Annotated in this window: 14 protein-coding genes; 11 read left to right on the forward strand and 3 right to left on the reverse strand. The window is 67.9% G+C overall.

All coding sequences use genetic code 11. The features are described 5' to 3' along the window. Window positions 1–209 precede the first annotated feature (209 nt). Complete coding sequence (locus ABD298_RS09415; protein ID WP_344299428.1) at window positions 210–5375, reverse strand: AAA domain-containing protein; 5166 nt, start codon at window positions 5373–5375, stop codon at window positions 210–212. Window positions 5376–7119: 1744 nt separating this feature from the next. Here ABD298_RS09415 and ABD298_RS09420 point away from each other — a divergent pair. From ABD298_RS09420 to ABD298_RS09440, 5 genes are all read left to right on the forward strand, one after another. After that, window positions 7120–9372, forward strand: coding sequence for a HelD family protein (locus tag ABD298_RS09420; RefSeq protein ID WP_344299429.1), 2253 nt, complete (start codon window positions 7120–7122; stop codon window positions 9370–9372). Then, window positions 9369–10046, forward strand: coding sequence for a DUF6308 family protein (locus tag ABD298_RS09425; protein ID WP_344299430.1), 678 nt, complete (start codon window positions 9369–9371; stop codon window positions 10044–10046). Before ABD298_RS09420 ends, ABD298_RS09425 begins: the two co-directional genes overlap by 4 nt. A 1-nt stretch (window position 10047) precedes the next feature. Further along, complete coding sequence (locus tag ABD298_RS09430; RefSeq protein ID WP_344299431.1) at window positions 10048–10629, forward strand: DUF7255 family protein; 582 nt, start codon at window positions 10048–10050, stop codon at window positions 10627–10629. A gap of 135 nt (window positions 10630–10764) precedes the next feature. Beyond that, on the forward strand, window positions 10765–11364 hold the full coding sequence (locus ABD298_RS09435; RefSeq protein ID WP_344299432.1) for a TerD family protein: 600 nt from the start codon (window positions 10765–10767) through the stop codon (window positions 11362–11364). A gap of 21 nt (window positions 11365–11385) precedes the next feature. Next, entirely contained in the window at window positions 11386–11967 is a 582-nt protein-coding gene (locus tag ABD298_RS09440; protein WP_344299433.1) for a TerD family protein, read from the forward strand. Between the two features lie 78 nt (window positions 11968–12045). Here the strand turns inward: ABD298_RS09440 and ABD298_RS09445 are convergent, their stop codons facing one another. Together ABD298_RS09445 and ABD298_RS09450 are read right to left on the reverse strand one after the other, a co-directional pair. Next, complete coding sequence (locus tag ABD298_RS09445) at window positions 12046–13836, reverse strand: GmrSD restriction endonuclease domain-containing protein (RefSeq protein WP_344299434.1); 1791 nt, start codon at window positions 13834–13836, stop codon at window positions 12046–12048. Between the two features lie 482 nt (window positions 13837–14318). Beyond that, the gene (locus ABD298_RS09450; protein ID WP_344299435.1) at window positions 14319–15668 is read right to left on the reverse strand and encodes an MFS transporter; all 1350 of its coding nucleotides are present in this window, start codon (window positions 15666–15668) and stop codon (window positions 14319–14321) included. A gap of 145 nt (window positions 15669–15813) precedes the next feature. Between ABD298_RS09450 and ABD298_RS09455 the strand changes: the two genes are divergently transcribed. From ABD298_RS09455 to ABD298_RS09480, 6 genes are all read left to right on the forward strand, one after another. After that, window positions 15814–16647: a PaaX family transcriptional regulator gene (locus ABD298_RS09455; RefSeq protein WP_344299436.1), complete on the forward strand. Its 834-nt coding sequence runs from the start codon at window positions 15814–15816 to the stop codon at window positions 16645–16647. A gap of 96 nt (window positions 16648–16743) precedes the next feature. After that, window positions 16744–18363 carry an FAD-dependent monooxygenase gene (locus tag ABD298_RS09460; RefSeq protein WP_344299437.1) on the forward strand — a complete coding sequence of 540 codons (1620 nt, stop codon included), beginning with the start codon at window positions 16744–16746 and terminating at the stop codon, window positions 18361–18363. Further along, a complete protein-coding gene (locus ABD298_RS09465) occupies window positions 18360–20483 on the forward strand; it encodes an acetate--CoA ligase family protein (protein WP_344299438.1) in 2124 nt (707 codons plus the stop codon). Before ABD298_RS09460 ends, ABD298_RS09465 begins: the two co-directional genes overlap by 4 nt. After that, on the forward strand, window positions 20480–22150 hold the full coding sequence (locus ABD298_RS09470; RefSeq protein ID WP_344299439.1) for a (2,3-dihydroxybenzoyl)adenylate synthase: 1671 nt from the start codon (window positions 20480–20482) through the stop codon (window positions 22148–22150). The genes ABD298_RS09465 and ABD298_RS09470 overlap by 4 nt, the downstream gene beginning before the upstream one ends. 51 nt (window positions 22151–22201) lie before the next feature. Then, window positions 22202–23344, forward strand: a complete 1143-nt coding sequence (locus tag ABD298_RS09475) for a cupin domain-containing protein (RefSeq protein WP_344299440.1) — start codon at window positions 22202–22204, stop codon at window positions 23342–23344. Beyond that, a complete protein-coding gene (locus ABD298_RS09480; RefSeq protein ID WP_344299441.1) occupies window positions 23341–24243 on the forward strand; it encodes a fumarylacetoacetate hydrolase family protein in 903 nt (300 codons plus the stop codon). Before ABD298_RS09475 ends, ABD298_RS09480 begins: the two co-directional genes overlap by 4 nt.

The raw sequence follows: 24243 nt of genomic DNA on the forward strand, positions 1-24243 counted from the left end.
TTTCGGACGGCCAATGGCGTTGGTGCCAGCCGATCGATTGAGGCGGGTGCCCTCTTGGATGGCGTCCCGCGAGGCACTCCGCGCCACAGCATCGGCCCATGCTGCCTGTCGCACAGCCGCGATTTCGCGACGCGTGCGCTCCGCTGCTGCCTCCCGTCCCACCTGTTCTTTGGTGGGCTGGGCGGTAAGGCCTAGAACCTGCCACAGCCTCATCGGACCTGCCACCGATATTGCTTGGCATCGTTCAAAAAGGCGATGGTCGGGCCTGTAAGTCTCTTGAGCTCGAAAAGCCGTAACAGTTCACGGTCCAGTTCGGCGTGGTCGATCCCTGACGACATGAGCTGCTCGAAAGCGACGACGATCTCCGATTTCGGCACATCATAGATGGTGCGGGGCCCGAGCTCACGCAGGACTACTGGTTCCTGACCGGGGACGTAGAGGGTGGCCTGAGTGAGGTTGATGAGGCCGTCGTTGAGGCGGCCGATTCGACCGTCACGGAGGGCGGCGTTGGCCGCCTTGTTGTACAGGCGAGCCAGTGCCTTGCCTACGCGGGATCCACCAGTAGCCTGCTGGTACCGCAGGTAAGCCTCCCTCGCGATCATCGGTCCTTCCACTCGGACGATCTCGACGAGGCCGGCTTCCACCTCGTGCAAGCTATTCGGCGTCGCCTGCGCAAGCGGGCGGCCGCTCCATTGGACATACGGCTGGAGCTTGATCACGCCCGCTGGCAGAAGGGATGGCTGGTCGCTGATCTCCTCGCCAGCCAGATCGGGCTCGTCAGCAGATTCGGGCTGAAAGGTGTCTGCGAGCTCGTCTTCGAGTTGCTCAAACAGGTCCGAGAAATCGCCGAAGTCGTTTTGGGGCTGTGCTTCAGCCAGATCCGGACCCTCGGCAATGGCCGCGGGTTGCTGTGGAACGTCGATGTCCCGGCCAGGCGCGCCCCCGTCGTGCATCGCTCCTTCGGGCGCAGTCACGACCGGCTCCGGCGTCCCCGACACCTCCCTCACCATGGTTCGTGCGGGGGCATCGCGCCACTCGTCCCCGGTCGGGATGCCCAGCTCCGCCAGGTGCGCCCACACCGCGGCCATGGCGGACTCGGGGTCGCGGTAGTACGCGGAGCCGCGGATGCGCTCGAAGGTCCAGCCAGCCCGCTCGAGCACCTCCTGCCGCGTCCGGTCTTGGTGCCACACGTCCGGACCGTGCCAGCGGTCGCCGTCGCACTCGATCGCGAGGCGCCGCTCGGGCCCGGAGACCACGATGTCCAGACGGTACTGGCCTACCTTCTTCTGCACCTCAACCCCGGTGAAGCCGCGGTTCACGAGGTCCGTGACTACCCGCCGCTCGAACTCTGACTCGCACGCCGCGAGCAGCTCGTCCTGCTCCGCGCGGTGCGCGATGTAGCCCGAGCAGTGCTGGATGAGGCCGGCGCGGAAGTCGCCCTGCGGCAGCATGCCCGGGTCCACGGACGTCACGACCCACATCTGGTTCCGTGCACGGGACGCCGCGACGTTGATGCGCCGCCGCTCGGACTCCTTGGTCATCGCGCCGAACCGCGTGGTGGGCGCTAGCGGATCGACGGCGACCACGGTCGTCACGATGATGACGTCCCGCTCATCGCCCTGGAACGCCGGTGCTTCGCCGCACCGGATCGCCCGGGCCTCGAACTCCTCCGGCCCGAGCTCCTCGTAGAGCCGGTCCCAGATGAGCTTCGACTGGCTCGATCCGAGCAGCGACACGACCCCGAACGTCATCCCGTCATAGGCCGGGTCCGCAACGAGCTCATTGACCAGCGCCACGACCTGCTCGGCCTCGGGCTTGTTGACGTCGCCCTGGCGGTAGCCGTCCTTGACCCGTACGACGCCGAGCGGTGCCCAGCCGGGCGAGGGCGCCTGGTCGCGCAGCGGAACGATTCGGCCGTTGTACGAGAGGTCGCTCGAGAACGCGATGATTTCGGGCAGGCAGCGGAAGTGCTCCGAGAGCATCACCGGCGAGGAGAACTTCTGCGCCGCGAGGTCGTAGAGACTGTTGTCCGGGTCGAAGAGCGACTTGTACCCGTGGACGGACGTCAGATGGTCGTCGAGGATGTCGAAGACCTTCTGCCGGTCCAGGCCCACGTGCTCTGGGCTGGTCTGCTTGTCGTCGCCGACGACGATTGCCCGCTTCGCGAGCGCGAGCAGCGGCAGGGCCTCGAAGCCGATCTGTGAGGCCTCGTCAATGATCAGGACGTCGAAGGTCGGGACCGCGTCCGGCTGGAAGCTCATTAGCGCGCGTGAGGTCGTCATGACCCAGACGGGCACGGCGTCCTTCGACTCGTTGAGCGCCTCCCGCATAATCTGCGTCCAGCGCGCGGCGTACTTGCCGCCGGTCTTGCCGTACTTCTTCACGGCTTGCACGTAGGACTGGAGCGCCTGGTGCTGCTTGGGCCCGAGGTTGCCCTTGAGCCGGCGCCACGCGAGCTCCTCGACGAGGCGCGAGACCGTTCGGCGGCGGTTGCGGCCGAGCTCGTCGACGCGCGCCTGCAGCTCGGCGGGAGTCGGGAGGTTCGCGACCCCGGAGATCCAGCAGTCGAGCTGGCGCCACTGCCAGCCGGCCTCGATGAGATCCGGTGCGGGCGCCGAGGCCGGGTCCTGTTCGAGCGCTTTGGCCCAGCTCGGTGCGACGGCGGCAAGGCGGGTGCCGAGCTCGCGCAGGCGGCGAGCGGGTTCGAGGAGCGCGACCAGACGTGCGGCCTCGTCCCGCAGGCGTGCCCACGCGTCCCGGTCGGAGGTCTGGAGCGCGTCGAGGAACTGGAGCCACAGTGGCGACGCATCCAGCGTCGCTGTGCCCGCCTTGAGGGTGGACTCGAGGGCAGCCAGCTCGGCCCGGGCGTCCTTGGCCTCAAAGTGCCGGAGGGCCTTCTGGAGGTCCCCGGCCAGTGCCGAAGCCTCGGCTGAGGTGCCCAGCCGGTCGTAGCGGACGCCCAGCTCGTAGAGTTCGGTCGCGACCTCGTGCCGCTTCCCGGGGAGCGACATCAGCACCCGGAGCGTGTCGATCTCGTCCGCGATGTCATTCTCGGGACGCACCGAAAGGATGCGGGCGACGCCGGCGCGAGGCTGGTTCGTGTAGACGCGGACCAGCTGGGCTCGCGCCAGCTCGAGCGAGACTGCGTCTGCGGCCAGCGCGGCGTCAACCGCCGAGCGGGCCGGCTGCCCGTTCACGGTGTAGGCGGCGAGTGCCTTCTTCAGCCGCCCGTCGAACATGCCCAGCTTTCCGGAGACGCCGAGCTTGTCCCTGGCCTGCTGGACGACGGCGAGGGAGTCAGGGGTGGCAGGCTCGGTGAACTCGACGGTGTGCGCCATGAGGGAGGTGCGGTGGGCCATCGCCTGCTCGCGCAGTGAGACGAGCGTTGAGGTGTATTGCTCGAGCTCCTTGACGAGGAGTGCGTCGTCGAGCCGCGCCACCAGCTCCTTGAAGGAGGACGATTCGAGGCCCGCGAGCACGTCGGCGAAGGCCGCGACGGACTCGCGCGCCTTCACGATCCGGCTCCTGTCCGACTCCGAGAAGCGCTGCCAGTCCGCGAAGGCGTGCCGGACGCCGTCGGCAGCGGTATCGCCGTCCGCTGCCACTTCCCACAGGTGGCCGACCTCCACCAACGTAGGCAGGTCACCCGGGTTCGGCACTGCGGCGAGGGCGGCGAGCGCGTCTGTGGCCTCAACCGATCCGAGGAGCCGCAGGTACTCTGCGTACTCGGCTTTCGTCAGGGGGATCCCGGCGGAAAGGTCGAGTGTGTCGGGGACGAAGCCCAGCGTGGACTGATTGGCCCGGACCCAGACGGCCGCCGCCTGAGGGGTGGGATCCGCCCCCGCCAGCCACTCGCCGTCGGCCGTCTCCACCTCGGCCTGCCGGGCGCGGAGCATGTCGGTGGTCGCCTGGGCGAGCCCGCGGTCCGTCTCGTCGAGCTCGCGGCGGTAGCGCTCGATGGCCGCGTCGGCGGCGGCCTCGTCGAGCCGCCCGACGCGCTCCTGGATAGTGGAGACGGCCCGCTCGAGCGCCTTGCGGCTCTCCGTGTCCGCGCCCAGGACGGACACGGTGAGGTCGCGGATCCCCTCCGGGATCTTGTCCGAGAGGACCTTGAGCGCCTGTTCCTTCTCGGACACGACGAGCACCCGCTGGCCGTAGGCGACGTAGTGGCTCACCAGATTGGCGATCGTGTGGGACTTGCCGGTCCCGGGAGGGCCCTGGACGGTGACGCCGGGCATCTTCTGGGCGAGCTCGAGGATGCGGCGCTGCTCGTCGTTCGCGGGAAGCGGGAGGAGCGGAGGCTGCGCCGGCGCGCTGGAGGAGGCAGCGTCGTCGTGCGCGGCGCCTGGGTGCTCCGCCGGCGAGGCGACCACGTCCGCGAGCGGGGCCGGAATGGTGCCGCCGTCGAGGTAGATCTCGCGCATCCGGCGCAGGAAGCCCTGGGAGTCGGGAACACGGCGGCGCAGGTACAGGGTCCAGGTGTCCGCGGTGACGAGATTTTCGCCCGCCGTCTTGGGGAGGGTGCTGGCGACGGTGCCGTTGTCGTCGAGTGCGCGGGTGAGGCTCTTGAGGACGTCGCCCCGCTCTATAGCGTTCCACGGATCCAGCTCGAGCTCCGTGACTGCGGTTCGGGTGCTGTTGAGCGACGCCCTGTCGTGGAGGTCCAGGCCGAAGGTGTAGTGGACCTCGACTTCAGCATCTCCGGCCGGACAGATCGAGATCTCCTGGGACTTCGGGTTGAGGTCCACCTCGACCGGTACGGTCAGGAGCGGGTGGTCCACGCTGTACCCGTCGACGTCCCAGCGTGCACGGCCAAAGCCCCACACCAGCTCGACGGACTCCCGCTCGAGGACCAGCCGTTCGCGCTGCTCGAAGAGCTCGCGGTGGAGGTTCTTGACGGTGCTCGCTGCGTGATGCCGCTGCGACCACGGTTCCCAGTTTTCGTTGATCCACGATTCCGCCGCGGTGGCGAGCGCCTCGTGGGCCGCCAGCTCGTCGGCGTAGGCGGCCTCGGCCTGCTCAGCGTCCGTTTCGGAGAGGTTGCGGGCTGGCGGCGCCGGCGGTTCGGCGGTGAACGTGGGACGCCGGGTGGGCGAGAGGGTGGTGCCGTCGTCGAGCACGCCCTCCAGCTTCGAGGGGATCGGTGGCGCCGGCGGGAGGTCGATGAAGTCGACTGCGAGCCATTTCTCCTCCGAGGCGGCGAGCCGGACGGCAGGATGGTTCGGGAGGGAGGACTCGTCGAGACGGAACAGCCTGTAGTCCGCGATGTTCCGGACGGGCTTGTTGCGCTGGGCGTCGTACTCGGCCAGGAAGTCGATCAGGCGGAGAACCTGATCGCGGTCTTGCGTGCTGTGCGCGGTCAGGTCCGACGTCACGGTGTCCCCCTTGGTGGTGCCGGCCCGGTGCTGCGTCGGGCGCCAGGGACATTCTACGGAGCGTGGGGAGGTGCGTGCGCCACTATCACGGCCCATCGGATCGTTCCAACTTCGACAATTCGTCATCCACGACTTACGTTTCGACTTGGGAACAGTGGGAGATGGGGGTAACTGTGGGAATCGGCGACTGGCTTCGCGGCGGACGGCAGAGACTGACAAGAAAGACGGTGCCAGCTGTCTATGACGTCGAGATTGAAGCGGGCTTGGTCCCCGATGTCCCCACTTCTATGAGGATCGATCGGAAGATTGAGATCGATTCGTGGGACGTCTTCTGGGCTAGGCGCAGCCGGAAGGGCTTCTCGGTCCCTGACGATGGCTTCCGTGCGGCATTGGAGGAAGACTTCAGACGTTACGCTGGGTGGCTCGACCGCGTCTTTGCACTCCTGCCGCCGGCGCATTCATTCGCGGGTGAGAAATTGTCTGCAGATCAACGCCTTTGGTCTGAGTTGGTATCGAGGCCCCTCGTAAACGGTGTGCTTGACAAAGTACTGGCGCGTGTCTTGGGTGAGTCGTTCTGGCCCGCAGTCCCCGAGGAATACCAGCCCAGGGTGCGCGAATCTTTCAACCGTCTGAGCGACGAGCGGCCGACGGCCCCGTCTCGCGAGATGTCTGTCGATGAGGCGACGGCTGTCGATATTGGGAATGACAAGGCCCGCCGCGCAGAATACGCGCGGTTGACCACATGGAACTCGTTCTGGTCGATGCGTCAGGCTCCTGAGCCGGAACCCTTGGCAAAGCGGGTCTTCGAGCAGTGCGTAGATGATCAGGCACGATGGCTTGAGATGCTGCTCGAGTCCGTCCCTCCGGCTCTGCGGCGACCGCGGCCAGAACCTGTCGTCGCGATACTCAGAAGCAAGCTCCTGGAGAGTCGAGCGGACGAGGCGTCCGTAATTGCTGCACGCGCCCATGTCATCTCAACGTACTTCTGGCCTTGTTTCGGGTCGCAGCATGCAGATATGGCGCAAGCCATCATTGCTCGGTTTGAGGCACAGCGGCCTGCTGTGTCACTCGAGACCCGTGAACAGGATGCCATCCCTCCTGAGGCTATGCTGAGCGCTCAGGGCGGAACACATCAAACGCACTCGAATCACGGGGGACGGGATAAAGAATCGGTAGATGAGGGCTCCGCCACGCGTGGTGTCCTGAGCTCTTCAAATCGCCTCTGCGATTGCCCGGGCTGTTGGGCGCGTCGGGCGAGCAGGGGAGCCGTTCCACCCATCGAAATCGAACTCAAGCGAGTCTTTGCGCGACTATTCGTCGAGAAGCAGCTTCGCGACGCTCTGTATGACGACGTGCCACGGAAATACGTAGACGTTCTCCGGACTCGCAGGCTGACTTCGCTGTCGTTCACCGTTGATAGCGACGAAGCTACGTGCTGGATGTCGAGGGAGGCGTCCCTCCGCGCAATCGTCGGAGATCTCTTCGATGCTCAATCCCCGCGTCCTGAGAAGGATTATGTCGAAGCCCTGTCGGCCTACATTGTGACAGTAGAGGATCGGGTGTCGGCTCTTCCGGAGTGGTCCCAGGCCGCCGTGCCGTCTCGAGGCGGCGGCCACACCGGACCTTAGTGCGTGTTCACGCCCCACGGCCTCCGTTGTGCTTGGCGCGCCGAGAAATGTCGGTGACAGCGGATACATTGACTCCAGCACCGATGACATGGCACTGGACAACTGGGGGATGACCGATGAGCATCGTCGACGAAGCCGCACGCTCGCTTGAGGATCCGCGCGAGAAGGCGGCAGAGCAGGACTACTTCGACGTGTCGGTCGAGGCGCGGCAGCGGGCCTGCGACTACTGGGACCATGGCCCGGTCTCGGGCTCGACCCCTGCGGAGCGGGAAGCCTTTCTGAAGCAGAGAAGGCGGCATGAGTGTCCCGAGCCGGGTGAGGCCGTGGCGCACGGCCGCATCGACGCTGAGGACGGCACCAAGCTTTATATCGGCAGGCGCTACATCAAGGACGAGGACGGCGCCCCGCTCGTCATCAGCTGGAAGACCAAGGCCGCCGTCCCGTTCTACCAAGCGACCCCAGTGGATCCGCAGGGCCTGGCCCGCAAGCGCACCTTCGAGTCGCTGAACAACCACGTCATCCACTACACCGACACCTGGTTCGTCGAGAAGCCGAACGCCGAGGCTCCAGATGCTCACGTGGACGAGCCGACATCGTCGCCGGAGTACTCTGACGTGTTGCTCGAGGCCCTCGAGGCCAACCGCAGTGGCGAGATGAAGGACATTGTCCTTACCATCATGGCCGCACAGGATCGGATCATCCGTGCGGACAAGGACCAGCTCCTCGTCGTGCAGGGTGGCCCCGGCACCGGCAAGACAGCGGTCGCCCTCCACCGCGTCTCCTGGCTCCTGTACAACTTCCAAGACACGATCAATCCCGAGGACGTCCTCGTCGTCGGCCCCAACCCGACCTTCACCAAGTACATACGGAAGGTCCTCCCGGATCTGGGCGACAAGGACGTCGTCCAGCGCTCGCTGCACGACTTCATGGGCAGCCGTGTTGTGGTGACCGCGACGGAATCGCCCGAGATCGCCGCCATCAAGGGCTCCGCCCGGATGGCGGACGTCATCTCCGCCGCACTGTATGGCCAGCTCACCGTGCCCACCGAGCCGATTGTGCTCAAGCGGCAGGGCAGCGGCGCCCCCGTGACAATCAGTGCCGGTGACGCGGCTGACGCCGTGCGCGGCCTGCGGGCCCAGAAGTACGACGTCGGGCGGCGACGCCTGCGGGCGCGCCTCGCCGAGCTCGGGGCTCGCCAGCTGGGGTGGCGGGGGATCGCGAGCTTCGAGGACCTCTTCGACGCCAAGAGCCTCGAAGGCGCTCTCAACGCGCTGTGGCCGGAGGTCAACGCCGTCGACTTCATCCGAGGGCTCCTGGGATCGGTCGATGCGCTCCTGCGGGCGGGTGTCGGAATTCTCGGTAAGGAGGAATCCGCGCTCCTGTACCGACCGGTGGACGGAAACGCTGCCCTGCAGCCCTGGACCTTGGACGACCTCGCTCTGATTGATGAGGCGCAGTCCATCCTCACCTCGGTCGAGACGCGCTATGCCCACATCGTCGTGGACGAGGCCCAGGACCTGTCAGAGATGCAGCTGCGCGCGGTTCGTCGTCGCTCCAAGACTGGTTCGATGACCGTGGTGGGCGACATCGCCCAGTCCACGGGAGCACACGCCCGAGACTCCTGGGTGACGGTTCTGGCACACCTGCGCTCCGACCTGCCGAGCCAGATCGCCGAACTCGAGCACGGGTACCGCGTGCCCTCCGAGGTCTTCGACGTCGCCCGGCCCGTGCTGGCGCTCGCAGCGCCCAACGTGACCCCGCCGGACATCGTGAGGACTGTCGGTAGCGAACCGTCATGGATCCGCTCCGAACCGGCGGCGTTTGTCGAGGACGTTCTGGCCGCTGCCCGGGGCCACGCGAGCCTCGGCCGCTTCGTGGGCATCATCGCCGATCAGAAGCATTGGCCGGCATTGGCCGAGCGCTTCAGGGCAGATGGAATGACCTGGAGCCAATCGGACAAGGGTCAGCTCGGCAGCACCTACAACCTCGTGTCGCCCCACGACGCCAAGGGCCTCGAGTTCGATGCCGTAGTACTCGCAGACCCGGCGACACTCGTCGCGGAGCCGCACGGCCACCGTCTGCTCTACATCGCCCTGACACGCACGACGAAGTACCTCGACGTCGTCTTCCCGCGGGGAACGCTGCCCGAGGTTCTCCGACCGTTCACTGGGGACGCCCCCGAGGCGCCGGAGGTCGAGACGGCATTCGGAGGCCTCGACGCCGACGAGGAGCTCGCCAAGCTCGGTCCCGTCGAGCGTACGATCGCCGAGCAGACCGCTGCGGTGTTTGCTGATCAGATCCGCGGGACGGTTCAAGACAAGCTCCATGCCGCCGTCGTCGCGAAGATCATGAAGGAGCTGCTCGGATGACGGTGAACCAGGTTGCGCTTGCCTTCCATGGGATCCCGGAGGCGACGGCACTGGACCACCTTGAGAAGTACTTCGGACTGGGCCCCCACAAGGGGCGAGAGTTCGAGGGTGCGCACTTCGAACTGTTCTCCCCGTCTCCTGCCGACGAGATCACTGCGAATGACCTTGTAGCCGTCTCCCTGCTGTCCGTTCACGTGCCGGCCAAGGCGGCCCTTGGCCTTCTCGATTCGAAGAGTCATGAGATCTCGGACCTTCTCGTGCAGATCCCTGGGGACTTGAAGCTTGAGGATCTCCGAATCGAGCGCCATGAAGGGTACTTCGGCGAAGGTAGCCCGATACGCGACCTATGGAGGCTCATGCGATCGAAGCACGCTACGTGGGGGATAGGGCCGACCACCGCGAGCAAGCTGCTGGCGCGCAAGCGGCCCGCGCTGGTCCCGATTTACGACAGCGTGGTGGCCCGAGCGACCGGGTTCTCGCACGATGGGGGGACCTGGCTGGCTTGGCATGAGGCCCTCGCTTGCGCGCACTCCATCGTGCCGGCGCTCGAGTCGCTGCGGTCCCAGAGCGGGCTCGGCCACATCTCCTTGCTGCGGATCCTCGACGTTGTCCTCTGGATGGAAGGTCGTCACGGGAGACGCCCAGTGGAGACGGTTGGGGAAAGCGAGGATTGACATGGCGGTGGGAGACGCCCAAGCGGCCTTTTGGCAGGCGGCCGCGCGCGACGGCGTCGTGCTCGAGAAGGCGAAGGTGCCGTGGATTAACCAACGCGGGCACTATGGCCTGCCGCCCACCGCAGGGGCTGCGGTTGAGTCGCTGGACAGGATCTTCCATGCACTCGGCGGGTTGGCACCAGAGCAGCAGGCCGAACGCGTGACCGCTCTCCCCGGGGACTTCTTCCACGCTGAATCGGGAACCTTCATCGAGACCGACGAGCTGCAGCATTTCACCTCGTTCAGGCTCACCACCTTGGACCTTTACCCCGACCATGCCGCCCTCGGCTATGACTGGAACCACTATCGAGCGCTGTGCCACGAGCTGGCCCCGAAAGCCGACAGATACAGGGCGGCAAAGCCAGCGGCAGGGTTTGGGCCGGGTGGGAGACAACGTCAGCGCGCGTACAACGACGCCCTGCGCGACTTGGCGACACCGGCTACGGGACATCCTCCGTTGATAAGGATTCCCCTTGTCGACGCGGATGGTGAAGGAGCCTATCGCCGCCACCGGCGCGAAATCCTCTCGGCGTTGTTCGACTGAAGCGCCGCATTTCAGCGTGTTGTTGTGTCCACGGTACGAACCGGGCGCAAGGAATGTCGGTGGCGTCTGATATCTAGAAGACATGGGGGAATCGGGCGCTCCATTACAGCCCGGATAAGTATGGGGGAGTGCCTTATGGGGCTCACACTGCGCAAGGGCGACGCCCTGACGCTCACCAAGAAGGACGGGTCCAGCCTCACTCGGATCCACATGGGACTCGGCTGGGATGCGGCCGAGCAGAAGCGGGGATTCCTCGCCTCGCTGCTGTCCGGCGGAAAGCCCCAGGAGATCGATCTGGATGCATCTGCAATCCTCTACACGTCCGACCGGAGGGTTCAGGACATCGTCTACTACGGGCAGCTGAAGAGCCGCGACTTTTCAATCACGCATACCGGGGACAACCTGACCGGCGAAGGCGACGGCGACGATGAAGTGCTGTTGGTCGACCTGAACCGGGTGGATGACTCCGTCAAGCACATTGTCTTCGTCATCACGAGCTACAGCCGGCAGACGTTCGACCAGATCGAGAATGCGTTCTGCCGAGTCGTCGACGATGCGCTGCCGTCCAAGCCCGAGGTCGCACGCTTTGACCTGACAGAGCAAGGCCGATTCACCGCCATGATCATGGCTTCGCTCTCCCGAAACGGGCAAGGCTGGAAGTTCACGGCCATCGGCAAACCCGCCAACGGCAAGGTGGCACACGATATCGCCGCCGAAGCCGCCACAGTTCTCTGACATTTCACACGGAAGGACATCATGAACACTCTGACGCTGAGCAAGGGCAGCTCCCTGTCGCTGACCAAGACCGATCCGGGCCTCAAGCACGCGATGATCGGTTTGGGGTGGGACCCCCGCACCACAGCGGGAGCCCAGTTCGACCTCGATGCCTCTGCGCTCCTTCTCGGGGCGAACGGACGGGTCCGCAACAACGATGACTTCATCTTCTACAACCAGCTCGAGGCCAAAGACGGCTCGATCATCCACCAGGGCGACAACCGGACCGGCGAGGGCGAGGGAGACGACGAGCAGATCCTCATCGATCTTTCGAAGGTCTCCGCCGGCGTTGAGCGGATCCTGATCATCGTCTCCATCGATCAGGCCGAGGCCCGCGGACAGAACTTCGGCATGGTTCGCGGCGCGTTCTGCCGCGTCGTCAACAACGACTCCGACCAGGAAGTCGTGCGCTATGACCTCACAGAGGACGCCGCATCGGAAACCTGCATGGCCTTTGCCGAGCTCTACCGTGACATGGGTGAATGGCGCTTCCGGGCCATCGGACAGGGCTACGCGGCGGGTCTTTATGGCGTGGTGACGGCTCACGGCGTCGTCCTCGACTAGCGACGTGGGGGGGCCGCTCGCTAGGCGACGCGGCCCTCCGCGAGCCACACCATCTTGGGGGAGCCGAAGCTGCAAGCACTAGAGGCTCTCGAAGTAGCGGCGAATCACCTTCGCCATGAGCTTTCTTCTTACCACGAGGAAATCGGTATAGCTCGCAGCATCGACCTCTCTTATCCCGTGCGGGATTGCATTTTCTTCTAAATTCCTCTCAAGGTCTAATTCATCGGTAATCTCTCCAATTACCAGCTCTCCCGTCTCGATCTGGTCAAGAATCCTCGATAGGTAGATCGTGGGAGGCTGGTTGCCAATGCTGATATTTATCGATGTTTCTGTCAAGGCAAAATTCGCCACCTGGTTGTAGTCGGCTCGGTCCGGGTAGCCATTCTTCTGCAAGTAGTCCTTGGGGACGATATGATGAATATCCCCGGACTGCTGGTGCATCGATGCTATAGTAATGCTCTTGGAGAGAAAACCCCGCGAGAGACTCTTGACCTGAGCTGCGAGGAACGTCTGGAAGAACGGGCTTGCGGTGCTCGTGGTTTCAAGAGCGGCCGGAAGGGCCACCTCCCAAAAGCCGTCCGTTAGTTCAGATTGCTCAATTTGCTTGAGATATGCGGCCGCGCCAAGACTTCCGATCCGGCGCATGTCCTGCTCCCATGTTGACTCGAAGCTTCCTGAGTGGCGACCAGTGAGCATTGACATGACGAACCAGCGGCGAACAATGCGCTTCCGCTCTCCCTCAGAAAGCGTGTCATCCCCGCGAAGGCGTAGATAGAGCGCGTAGGAGAAGTTGAGCACGTTTTTCGACCCAATCATATCTGCCGCAATGAATCCTGCAGACTTGATCGTCAAGATGAAGTTCTCGAAGTGGTACTTCCTGACGATCTGCAGGAGCGCATCTTCGAGCTTGTCGAACGCGGCGGGTATCAGACTCTCATCTACCTTTCGGGTCTCGGGGTCGCGCCCAGAAAGCTCACTGACAATTGAAGATGCTTTCCCGCGGCTGAAGCCGAGCAGTCCTGCGACCCGGATGACGTCGCTGTAGCTCGGGTCATATAGATCCTCTGCGTCGTCCTTGAGCCAGGCGATCTCCTTGATGTATGGGGTCGAGCAAAATTCGCCATCGTTTTCCCTGATGTCCTCGTAAGCGTGCGGCGCAACGGCAAGGTGGCAGAAGTAATCGATGAGCTTCCGCAGATTCCTGCCTCTGTCACCGTACGTCGCAATCTTGCTCATTGCGAAGTCCGCACTGCTCAGCGGAACCCCTTTTGAGTTGATCCGGATGAAGATCTCAGAGACCGTCTCCACGTCAAGATCATCGTTTAGCGAAATCATGCCGATCTGGGCGTTCTTAATTGATTCGAGTTTGGCGATGTTCTCCTCAACAGCGAGGCTGTCGGCGTCGGGATTCGCCTCCAAGTATGCTTTGACAAAGCGGTACGTCGATGTTGCGTTGAACAGCTCGCTAATATCGGGTATCCACTCGCGACTCTTCGCGATGACGGGTGTTACAGTTGCGAATTCTTCTGTTACGGGGTTGAACGCGATCGTAATCCGGACGGGCTTGTAGCGCTTGTTCACTGTCTTCATTCCCGCTACAGCTGCGCGAAGTGCCGTTATTCGCTGCTGGCCATCAATCAAGATCTGCTGGTGGGCGGCGACGTTCCCTCCTTTGAGATGCGCGCCGACTGACTGCCAGGTAATGAGGTAGCCGACGGGGTACCCCTTGTACAACGAGTCCATCAAGTCGCGGACTTTTACGCTGTCCCAAACAAAAGGTCGCTGGAGTTCGGGAATCGCTATGCGCTCACCGCGTACATCTTCCAAGAGTTGCGTGACGGCCGATTGGGTGACCTTGTATTTCGCCACTTCTGCACCTCTCGATCGAGCTTCCGAGAATCGTTCTACGACGACCTTAGACTCATGCGTGGCTGAAGTGGAACCACACGACATACCGCAATGGGCTGGGCCGCGGCGCGCCCATTCCATAAGAACGTGCGGTCGCGGCGCGGGTTGAGCTTCAGAGCGGACCACTGATGCCGCCCGGAGGGAGGGCCAGCGAAACGAAGATTGATGGGTCCTCGCCGAAGCGAGGTGACACGGTGTGCCCAGACGCCTTCGCGCGCGCCGAACTCGGTGCGCAGCGGAGTAGAGGCCGTTCGGAAGACGTCCGCCTCATGCCACCGTTGGGGGCTCACCCAAAGAGCTTTCGTCGCCATGGCGGCTCCCATTTGCGCAAGGGGCAGTATCCAGAGACTCCAAGGAGAAGCCTCGAACACGCTCGTTCGAACGTGGTCGAGGCTTCTGTGGTCGAGCCACTGAGAGATGTCACATGGACACGATTACCCCTCTCAGTGCACGATCCCCGACGCCTCAGGCTCGTCGACGTCCCCCGATGTCCCTCCGGCCGGCACAGCCGCCCGCACCCGGTCGGCAGGCGGCACAAGCAGCACGGCCGCCACGCCAACCACAGCCGCGATCGCCCACACCGAGAAATTGACGAACGTCCCGAGCGCGGCAGCCACCAGCACGCCTCCGCCCGAGATGGCGAGGACCGCACCGATGCGCCCGACTCCCAAGGTGACGCCGAGCGCCGTCGCCCGTACCCGGTTCGGGAAGTAGGTGGCGACGAAGCCGTTGACGAGAATCTGGGCGCCCACGGAGCCGAAGCCCACCACGGCGACCAGCACGTACATCACCACGATCGGCATGACGCCCGTGCCCATGAGCACCAGCGCGATCCCGGAGCTCGCGAAGGAGACGGCCGTGACCCGCTGCGGCCCGAAGCGGTCGGCGAGGCGGGAGGACAGGATGACGCCGACCACCGCGCCCACGTTCACCGTCAGCAGGAAGGTCAGCGACGAGGCGAGCGAGTACTTCGCCAGGATCATCAGCTGGGGGAGCCAGGTGTTGAGCCCGTAGACCAGGATCTGGCCCGAGATCCCGGCGACGCAGAAGAGCAGGGTCGCGGCCAGGAGCCGGCCCGTGAACAGCGTCCGGAACCGGTTCCGCTCCGCTGGCGCACCGAGCACCGAGGCGGCCGGCATCTCGATCCCGTACCTCTCCACGAGGGCGCGCGCCTCGGAGATGCGCCCCCTGCCCACGAGGAACGCCGGGGACTCCGGGAGGAACCTGAACAGGAACGGCAGGACCAGCACGAGCGGGAGGCCGCCGATGGCGAGCATGCCCCGGAAGCCGACCGCGGGCAGCAGCGCGAGCGAGAGCAGCGCAGCGAGCACGCCCCCCACGGAGTAGCCGGAGAACATCACGGCGTTGTTGAAGTTCCGCTTCGCTGCGGCCGAGTACTCGACAGTGAGGGCGATCGCCGTCGGGATGACCCCGCCGAGGCCGAGGCCGGACAGGAAGCGGAACACGCCGAACAGCTCGGCGGAGGGAGCGGCGGCCGTGAGCAGCATCAGGACCGAGAAGAACGCGATCGAGCCGATGAGGACCTTGCGGCGCCCCAGCACGTCGGTCAGGTAGCCGACCAGGATCGCGCCGAAGAACATGCCCGCGAGGGCGTAGCTCCCGATCGCCCCCGCCGTGACGGGCGTGAGCCCCCACGGCTCGTACTTGAGCAGGGCCGGCGTGATCGCGCCGTAGATGACGAGGTCGTAGCCGTCGAAGACAATGGCCACGAAGCAGAGGAAGACAACGGCCGCCGCCGAACGCGGCTTCGCCTGGGTGGAGGACAGCGACATTACTGCTCCTGGGTGTCGAAGGGTGTCGAGGTGGTTCTCAGATGACGAGAAGAGGTTGTGGCGCGGGCCACAGCAGAAGGTGACGCTTAATGTGTAACAGTAGGGCGCAATACCGTCAATCTTTTGTTGCACATTCGGAGGTGCGATGAACCAGAAGCCGCGCGCGGTGATCCTGAACCTCTTCGGCGACTACCTGCGGTACGCCCAGGGCGAGGCGCGGCTGGGGGAGCTGGTCACCCTGCTAGGCGCCTTCGGCATGGAGCCCGCCGCCGTGCGCGTCACGCTCTCCCGCCTGCGCAAGGAGGGCTGGTTCACCACCCGCCGCGAGGGGCGGGAGACCGTCTACGTCCTCTCGCCGCGGATGATGCAGATCCTGGTCGAGGGCCGCAAGCGGATCTTCCAGCGCGCCGAGGAGCCCTGGGCCGGCCGCTGGACGATGGTGATCTACCAGGTCCCCGAGGCGAACCGCGCCGTGCGCGAGACCCTGCGCCGGGAGCTCGCCTGGCTCGGCTTCGGCCAGCTCTCCCCGTCCACGTGGATGGCCGCCCAGCCCCGCTTCGACGAGGCCAAGGCCCTCGCCGCCGAGACCGGCGAGGCCAGCATCGACGTCCTCTGGGCCAGCAGCGGCTCCCTCGCCGAGGACCGCCGGCTCGCCGCCCGCTGCTGGGACCTCGCCGCCCTCGACGCCGACTACCGCGCCTTCATCCAGCGCTACTCCCCGCTCGACGACGCCCCCGCCAACGCCGCCAGGCCCGGGCACGAGGCCATGGTCGAGCGCACCATGCTCGTCGGCGACGCGCGCGGCCTCGCGTTCAGCGACCCACTGCTCCCGCTCGAGCTCCAGCCAGACGGCTGGCTCGGCCGCGACGCGTACGAGCTCTTCCGCCGGGTTCACGCGCAGCTGGCCGGCCCCGCCAACGCCTACGTCGACGAGGTGATCGGGGGCCGGTTCGCGGCCACCCCGCCGCTCGGGGTCTAGCGGCCATCGATAGAAACAAACTCTTGACGTTGCCCGAGTTTTTGTTACATCATGGCGGGGAGGACGATTTCCGAAACCCACCAAGGAGTGATTGCCATGGCGCTGCGCGTCGCCTGCATCGGAGGAGGCCCCGGCGGCCTCTTCTTCTCGAGCCTGCTCAAGCGCCGGATGCCGGAGGCCGAGGTCGTGCTCTTCGAGCGGAACCAGGCCGCGGATGCCTTCGGCTTCGGCGTCGTCTTCTCCGACGCCACCCTGAGCGGGATCGACGCCGTGGACCCCGTCCTGCGCGACGGCCTCCGCGACTACGGCACGCACTGGGACACCATCGAGGTCTGGCTCAAGGGCGAGCGCCGCTCGATGGCCGGCAACGGCATGGCCGCCATCCACCGCAAGACCCTCCTCCGGCTCCTCCAGGACGGCGCCCGGTCCGCCGGGGTCGACATGCGCTTCGGCCACCAGGTCCCCTCCCTCGAGGAGCTCTGCCGCGAGGGCGACTTCGACATCGTGGTGGGGGCCGACGGCGCCAACTCCCGCACCCGCGAGGAGCTCGGCGAGGCACTGGGCCACACCGCGGAGGCGGCCACGGCCAAGTTCATCTGGTTCGGCACCACGCACCTCTTCGACGGGCTCACCTTCGTGCACCGCAAGAGCCAGTTCGGCAACTTCGCCGCCCACGCCTACCCGATCAGCGACGACCTGAGCACCTTCATCGTCGAGACCGACGAGGACACGTGGCGCCGCGCCGGTCTGGACGAGTTCGACGTCACCCAGCCGCCCGGCTCCTCCGACGAAAAGACCCGCCGCTTCCTCGAGGAGCTCTTCGCCGAGGACCTCGCCGGCGGGACCATCGTGGCCAACAACTCCCGCTGGGGCACCTTCCGCACCCGCCGCACCCGCACGTGGCACGCCGGCAACGTCGTGCTCCTCGGCGACGCCGTCCACACGGCCCACTTCTCCGTCGGCTCCGGAACCAAGATGGCCATGGAGGATGCGATCGTCCTGGCCCGCGAGCTGACCGCCGGCCACCCGACCCTCGAGGACGCCTTTGAGGCCTACGAGGCCGAACGCATCCCGCAGACGGCCAAGATCCAGGACTCGGCCAGCGGCGGCCTGAGCTGGTGGGAGCACTTCGGCCGCTACCACGAGGCGTTCGCCCCCTCCCAGTTCGCCTTCCACTTCTTCTCCCGCAGCATCGGCCTGGACCGGATCGCCCGCCGCGACCCCGCCCTCGTCGCCGACGCCCGCGGCTTCTGGCGCTCCCAGCACGGCGCCGCGCCGCTCGCGACCCCGCTCACCCTGGGGGAGACGGCCTTCGCGGGCCGCTGGCTCGCCCTGACGCACGACGCCGCCGGGCGGCTCGGCCTCTCCGACCCCTCGGGCGCGTGGCTGGCTGCCGTCGAGGACGCCGCAGCGGCCGGGCCTGACGCGGCCCTCCTCGTCACGGCGCCCGCCTCCGAGGCCGAGGTGGCCGCCGCGGCAGGCGCGGTGCCCGCCGAGGCCGCGGCCGTCGTCGTGCGCGGCGGCACCGTCCTGACCCGGCGGCTCCTCGCCGAGGAGGCACGGCTGGGCCGCGGCATCCCCGCGGTGGTCGTGGACGAGGGCGACGAGGCCGCCGCCGAGACGCTCGTGCTCTCCGGCCGCGCCGACGCCGTCGCGCTCCCCGAGGAGGCCGCGAACCGGCAGGCCCCGGCGCTCGCGGCGGGGGCGGCGCGGTGAGCGCCCTCGCCGTCCCCGGCGTGCAGCCCAGCGTGCGGACCGGCCTGTCCGCGCTGTTCGAACCCCGGGGCATCGTGCTCGTCGGGGCGTCGTCGACCCCGGGCAAGCTCGGCGCCGCGATGGCAGAGTCGCTCGCGGCGTTCGCCGGCCCCGTGCTCCACGTCAACAGCCGCCCCGCCGCCACCCCCGGCGTGTTCGGGGGCATCGCGGAGGCCGTTGCCGCGAGCCCAGAGCCGGTCGACCTCGCCGTGCTGTGCGTCCCGGCCGCGGCCACCGCCGACGCGCTCCGCGAGGCCGCTGCGCACGGCGTCACCGCGGCGCTCGTGTGCGCCGGCGGGTTCGCCGAGGCCGGGGGAGCTGGCCTCGAGCACGAGGCAGCCGTGCGGGCCGTCGCTGCCGAGACCGGCATCCGCGTGCTCGGCCCCAACACCTCCGGCTTCTTCGTGCCCCGCAGGGACCTGCGCGCGAGCTTCGTCCCCGGCGTGGCCGGCCTGCACGCCGGCTCGGTGGGCGTGGTCGCCGCGAGCGGGGGAGTGAACCACGTGCTCGCCTTCCACCTCGAGCGGGCGGGCGTCGGCGTGAGCCTCGGGGTCGGCATCGGCGCCGGGCTCGGCGTCACCGCCCCGGACGTGCTGGAGTACCTCGCCGAGGACGAGGCGACCGCCGCTGTCGCGCTCCACCTCGAGACCGTCGCCGACGGGCCCCGCCTGCTCGACGCCGTCCGGCGGCTCTCCGCGCGCAAGCCGGTGGTCGCCCTCGTGGTGGGGCGGAACGACGTCTCCGAGTTCGCCCAGTCCCACACCGGAGCCCTCGCGACCTCCTGGCGCACCACCCGCGCCGTCCTGCGGCAGGCCGGGGCCGTGGTCGTCGACGACGAGACCGCGCTCGTCGACGCGGCGACCGCCCTCTCCGGGCGACGTCCGGCACCCCGGGAGGCGGCCGCCGTCGGCCTCGTCACCGCGCAGGCGGGACCGGGCCTCATCATCGCCGACCACCTCCACGGCGCCGGCGTGCCCCTGCCGCGCCTCGCCGACGAGTCGCAGCGGGCCATCGCAGAGGTCCTGCCGCCCCTGACCTTCCAGGCCAACCCCGTGGACACGGGCCGGCCGGGCCCCGGCTACGACCGGGTGCTCGGCGCCGTCGCGGACGACCCCGCCGTGGACCTGCTCGGCATCTACGCGATCACCGAGCCCGTCCTGGACCTCGCCGCGGCGCTCAAGGACGCGGGCGTGGACGGGGTGCCGGCGGTCATCGGCGTCGACGGGCCCGAGTGCGACGTGTGGCGCGCCCGCGAGGCCGCCGCCGGGCTCGGCGTCCCGGTCCTCGCCGGCCCCTCGGCGCTCGCCAGAGGCCTCGCAGCCCTCGCCGCCGACGCCCGCGCCCAGCACCTGCGCGAGGGGGAGGACGACGGCGCGGCCGCGCGCTGGCCCTCCGACGGCACCGGCCCGCTGTCCGGGCCCTGGGACGAGGACCGCGCCAAGGCCCTCCTCGACGCGCTCGGCATCCGCACCCCCGAGCGCCGCCGGGCTGCCACCCGCGCTGAGGCCCACGCCGCGTTCGCGGAGCTGGCGCGCGCCGGGGGAGCGGTCGCCGTGAAGCTGCTTGACGCGAGCGTGCTCCACAAGACCGAGATCGGCGGCGTGCACCTCGGCATCGACTCCGCCGCCCGGCTCGATGCGGCCCTCGACGCGCTCGAGGCCGCGGGCGCGTCCGCGTTCCTGCTCGAGCGCATGGCCGAACCCGGCGTCGACCTCGTGCTCGGCGCCCGCCGGGACCCGGTCTTCGGGCCCGTCGTCGTGCTCGGTGTGGGAGGGATCGCCACGGAGGTCTACGCCGACGTCGCGGTGCGCTCCCTCCCGGTCTCGCGCCGGTCCGCGCTCGCGATGCCGGACGAGCTCGCCGCCCGCGAGCTCCTGCACGGCTTCCGCGGCGGCCCCGAGCTCGACGCCGGCGCGCTGGCCGACGCCGTGCAGGCACTCGGCGGGGCACTCCTGGCCAACCCCCGCATCGCCGAAGCAGAGATCAACCCCCTGCGGGTCACCCAGAAGGGGCTCGTGGCCCTCGACGCCGTGGTCATCGAGCCCGCCGACACCCCGCTCACCGTCGAGGAGGACGCATGACGCACCCCACCCGTGAGGGAACCGTTCCCTGGCCCGCCGAGCTCGCCGCCGAGTTCCGGGCCAAGGGGTACTGGGAGGACCGGGCGCTGGGCGCCTATGTCCACGACACCGCCGACCGGCTGCCCGAGAAGACCGCCCTTGTCGACGGCGCGGTGGGGATGACGTACCGCGAGCTCGCGGACCGCATGGACGCCGGGGCCGAGCGCCTCCTCGCGCTTGGGCTCCGTCCCGACGACCGCGTGCTGGTCCAGCTCCCCAACAGCTGGCAGTTCGCGGTCCTCACGCTCGCGTGCTTCCGGGCCGGCATCATCCCGGTCATGGCGCTGCCCGCGCACCGCCGCTACGAGCTCGCGTTCCTCGCCGACCTCGCCGAGGTCCGGGCCCTCGTGGTGCCGGACCGCATCAAGGAGTTCGACCACCGGGAGCTCGCGGCCGAGGTCGCCGAGGCCGTGCCCAGCGTCGAGTGGACGCTCGTCAGCGGGGACGCCGGCCCCGCCGGGACGCCGCTGGAACCGCTGCTGGCCCCGGGCGACCACCCCGCCGGCGCCCGCGCCCGCCTCGACGCCGCCGCCCCGGACCCCGACAGCCCGGCCTGCTTCCTGCTCTCCGGCGGGACCACCGGGCTGCCCAAGCTCATCACGCGCACGCACAACGACTACGCGTACAACGTCCGGGTCTGCTCGGAGGCAGCGGGCCTGACGGAGGAGACCGTGTACCTCGGCACCCTCCCGGCCAGCCACAACTTCCCGCTCGCCTGCCCGGGCATCCTCGGGGCATTCTTCGCCGGCGGGACCGCCGTCATGCTCCCCTCGCCCTCGCCTGCGCGCGTGTTCGCGACCGTCGAGGCCGAACGGGTCACGATTGCGGCGGCGGTCCCGGCCGTGGCGCAGCGGTGGATCGAGTACCAGCAGGAGGCCGGGGGCACGCAGCTGGCGAGCCTGGCGGTGCTGCAGGTGGGCGGGTCGCGGATGCCGGATGAGCTCGCGCGGAAGGTCAGGCCGGTCCTCGGGGCCCAGCTGCAGCAGGTGTTCGGCATGGCGGAGGGCCTGATCAACATGACCCGGGTCGACGACCCCGACGACGTCGTCTGCACCACCCAGGGCCGCCCGGTCAGCGAGGCGGACGAGGTGCGGATCGTCGACGAGCTCGGCCGGGACCTCCCCGACGGCGAGGCGGGGGCCATCCTGACGCGCGGGCCCTATACCCCGCGCGGCTACTACCGGGCGCCGGAGGCGAACGAGCGCGCTTTCACCGATGGCGGCTGGTACGCGAGCGGCGACGTCGTCGAGCGCCGCCCCGACGGGAACCTCGTGGTCCAGGGCCGCGACAAGGACATGATCAACCGCGGCGGGGAGAAGATCTCTGCGGAGGAGATCGAGAGCCTCGTCTACCGGCTCGAGGAGGTCACGATGGTCGCGGCCGTCGCGATGCCGGACCCGGTCCTGGGCGAGCGGCTCTGCCTCTACGTGACCCTCCGCCCGGGCGCCGAGCTGACCCTCGAGCGCGTCCAGGAGGCCCTGCGGAGCTACGGCATCGCGGCGTTCAAGCTCCCCGAGCGGCTCGTCGTCGTCGAGGAGCTCCCCACCACCAAGGTCGGCAAGATCAACAAGAAGGAGCTCCGGGCGGACATCGCCGCGCGGCAGGCCGCCCTGGCCGAGTCGCGCTGAACGGCGCCCGGAATGACGGAGAATCGGAAGAACCATGGCAAGGAGGCCACGATGAGTATCGAAGGCGACGTCACCCACGAGACTGCGCACAACGCGATGGTCGCCGCCGAGCCGACGCCCGAGGAGGCCGCCGAGCTCGAGGCGATGTACGCCACGATGGCGCAGGAGAACATGATCCCGCTGTGGACCCAGCTGGACGAGCTGATGCCCATGGTGCCCTCGCCGAAGGCCGTGCCGCACGTGTGGCGCTGGAACACCCTGCTGCCGCTGGCCGAGCGCGCCGGCGAGCTCGTGCCCGTGGGCCGCGGCGGGGAGCGCCGGGCCATCGCCCTCGCCAACCCGGGTCTGGGCGGCCTGCCGTACGCGACGCCGACCCTCTGGGCCGCCATCCAGTACCTCGGCGGCCACGAGGTGGCCCCGGAGCACCGGCACTCCCAGAACGCGTTCCGGTTCGTCGTCGAGGGCGAGGGCGTGTGGACCGTGGTGAACGGGGACCCGGTGCGGATGTCCCGCGGCGACTTCCTGCTCACGCCCGGCTGGAACTTCCACGGCCACCACAACGAGCGCGACGAGCCGATGGCGTGGATCGACGGGCTCGACATCCCGTTCGTGCACGGCATGGACGCGGGGTTCTTCGAGTTCGGCACCGAGCGGGTCACCGACGAGGCCACCCCGGAGATCTCCCGCTCCGAACGGCTGTGGTGCCACCCCGGCCTGCGCCCGCTGTCCCAGCTCGAGAACACAGTGTCCTCCCCGATCGGGGCGTACCGGTGGGAGCACACCGACCGGGCCCTGACGGAGCAGCTCGCGCTCGAGGACGAGGGCCACCCGGCCACCGTCGGGCAGGGCCACGCCGCCGTCCGGTTCGTCAACCCGACCACGGGCGGGGACGTCATGCCAACCATCCGGGCGGAGTTCCACCGGCTCCGCGCCGGCGTGCAGACCCCCACCACCCGCGAGGTCGGCTCGAGCGTCTACCAGGTCTTCGAGGGCGAAGGGGCGTTCGTCCTCAACGGCGAGCGGACCGCCGTGTCCAAGGGTGACATGATCGTGGTGCCGTCGTGGGCCGCGTGGTCCATCGAGGCAGAGACCCAGTTCGACCTGTTCGCGTTCGGCGATGCGCCGATCTTCGAGCGCCTGCACTTCAACCGCACCTTCATCGAAGGCCAGACCCCCAAGGAGAACATCAAGTGAAGCTCGCCACCCTCCGCACCCCCGGCCTCGGCACGGGGCGCACCGTCGCCGTACGGCAGGACGAGGACGCCTACGTCGAGGTGACCGGGTACGCCGACCTGGGCACGCTGCTGGCCGTGCCCGGCTGGCAGGAGATCGCGGCGAAGGCCGACGGCGCGCGCCACCCGATCGAGGGCGCGGACCTCGCCCCGGTGGTCCCCACGCCGTCGAAGGTGCTGTGCGTGGGCCTGAACTACGCCTCGCACATCAAGGAGATGGGCCGGGACCTGCCGGCGTACCCGACGCTGTTCGCGAAGTTCGCCGAGACGCTCACCGGCCCGTACGACGAGATCGAGCTGCCCGCCGCGGACCACGCGATCGACTGGGAGGCCGAGCTCGTCGTCGTGATCGGCAAGCAGGCCCGGCGCGTGCCCGAGGCCGAGGCGGGGGAGTACATCGCCGGGTACACGGCGGCGAACGACATCTCCATGCGCTCGTACCAGTTCCGCACGAAGGAGTGGCTGCAGGGCAAGATGTGGGAGCGCTCGACCCCGGTGGGGCCGGTCATGGTCACCCCGGAGGAGCTGGACCGGGACGCGGCGATCACCACCGACGTGGACGGGAACCGGATGCAGATGGGCTCGATCGGGGACCTCGTGTTCACCCCGGAGCACCTCGTCTCCTACATCTCCGAGATCATCACCCTCAACCCGGGCGACCTCATCCTCACCGGCACGACCGGCGGGGTCGGGCGCGCCCGCACCCCGGAGGTGTACCTGACCGACGGGCAGACCGTGACGGTCTCGGTCGAGGGCATCGGCGAGCTGCGCAACGTGGCCCGCGCCCAGGCGGAGCTGCCCGCGGTGCTGCCGGCCGGCGTCGTGCTTCCCGAGAACGCGGCCGCGGACACGGGCGCCTGA

This window comes from Sinomonas flava (genome assembly GCF_039531875.1).
In the GTDB taxonomy this organism is placed as follows: Bacteria; Actinomycetota; Actinomycetes; order Actinomycetales; family Micrococcaceae; genus Sinomonas; species Sinomonas flava.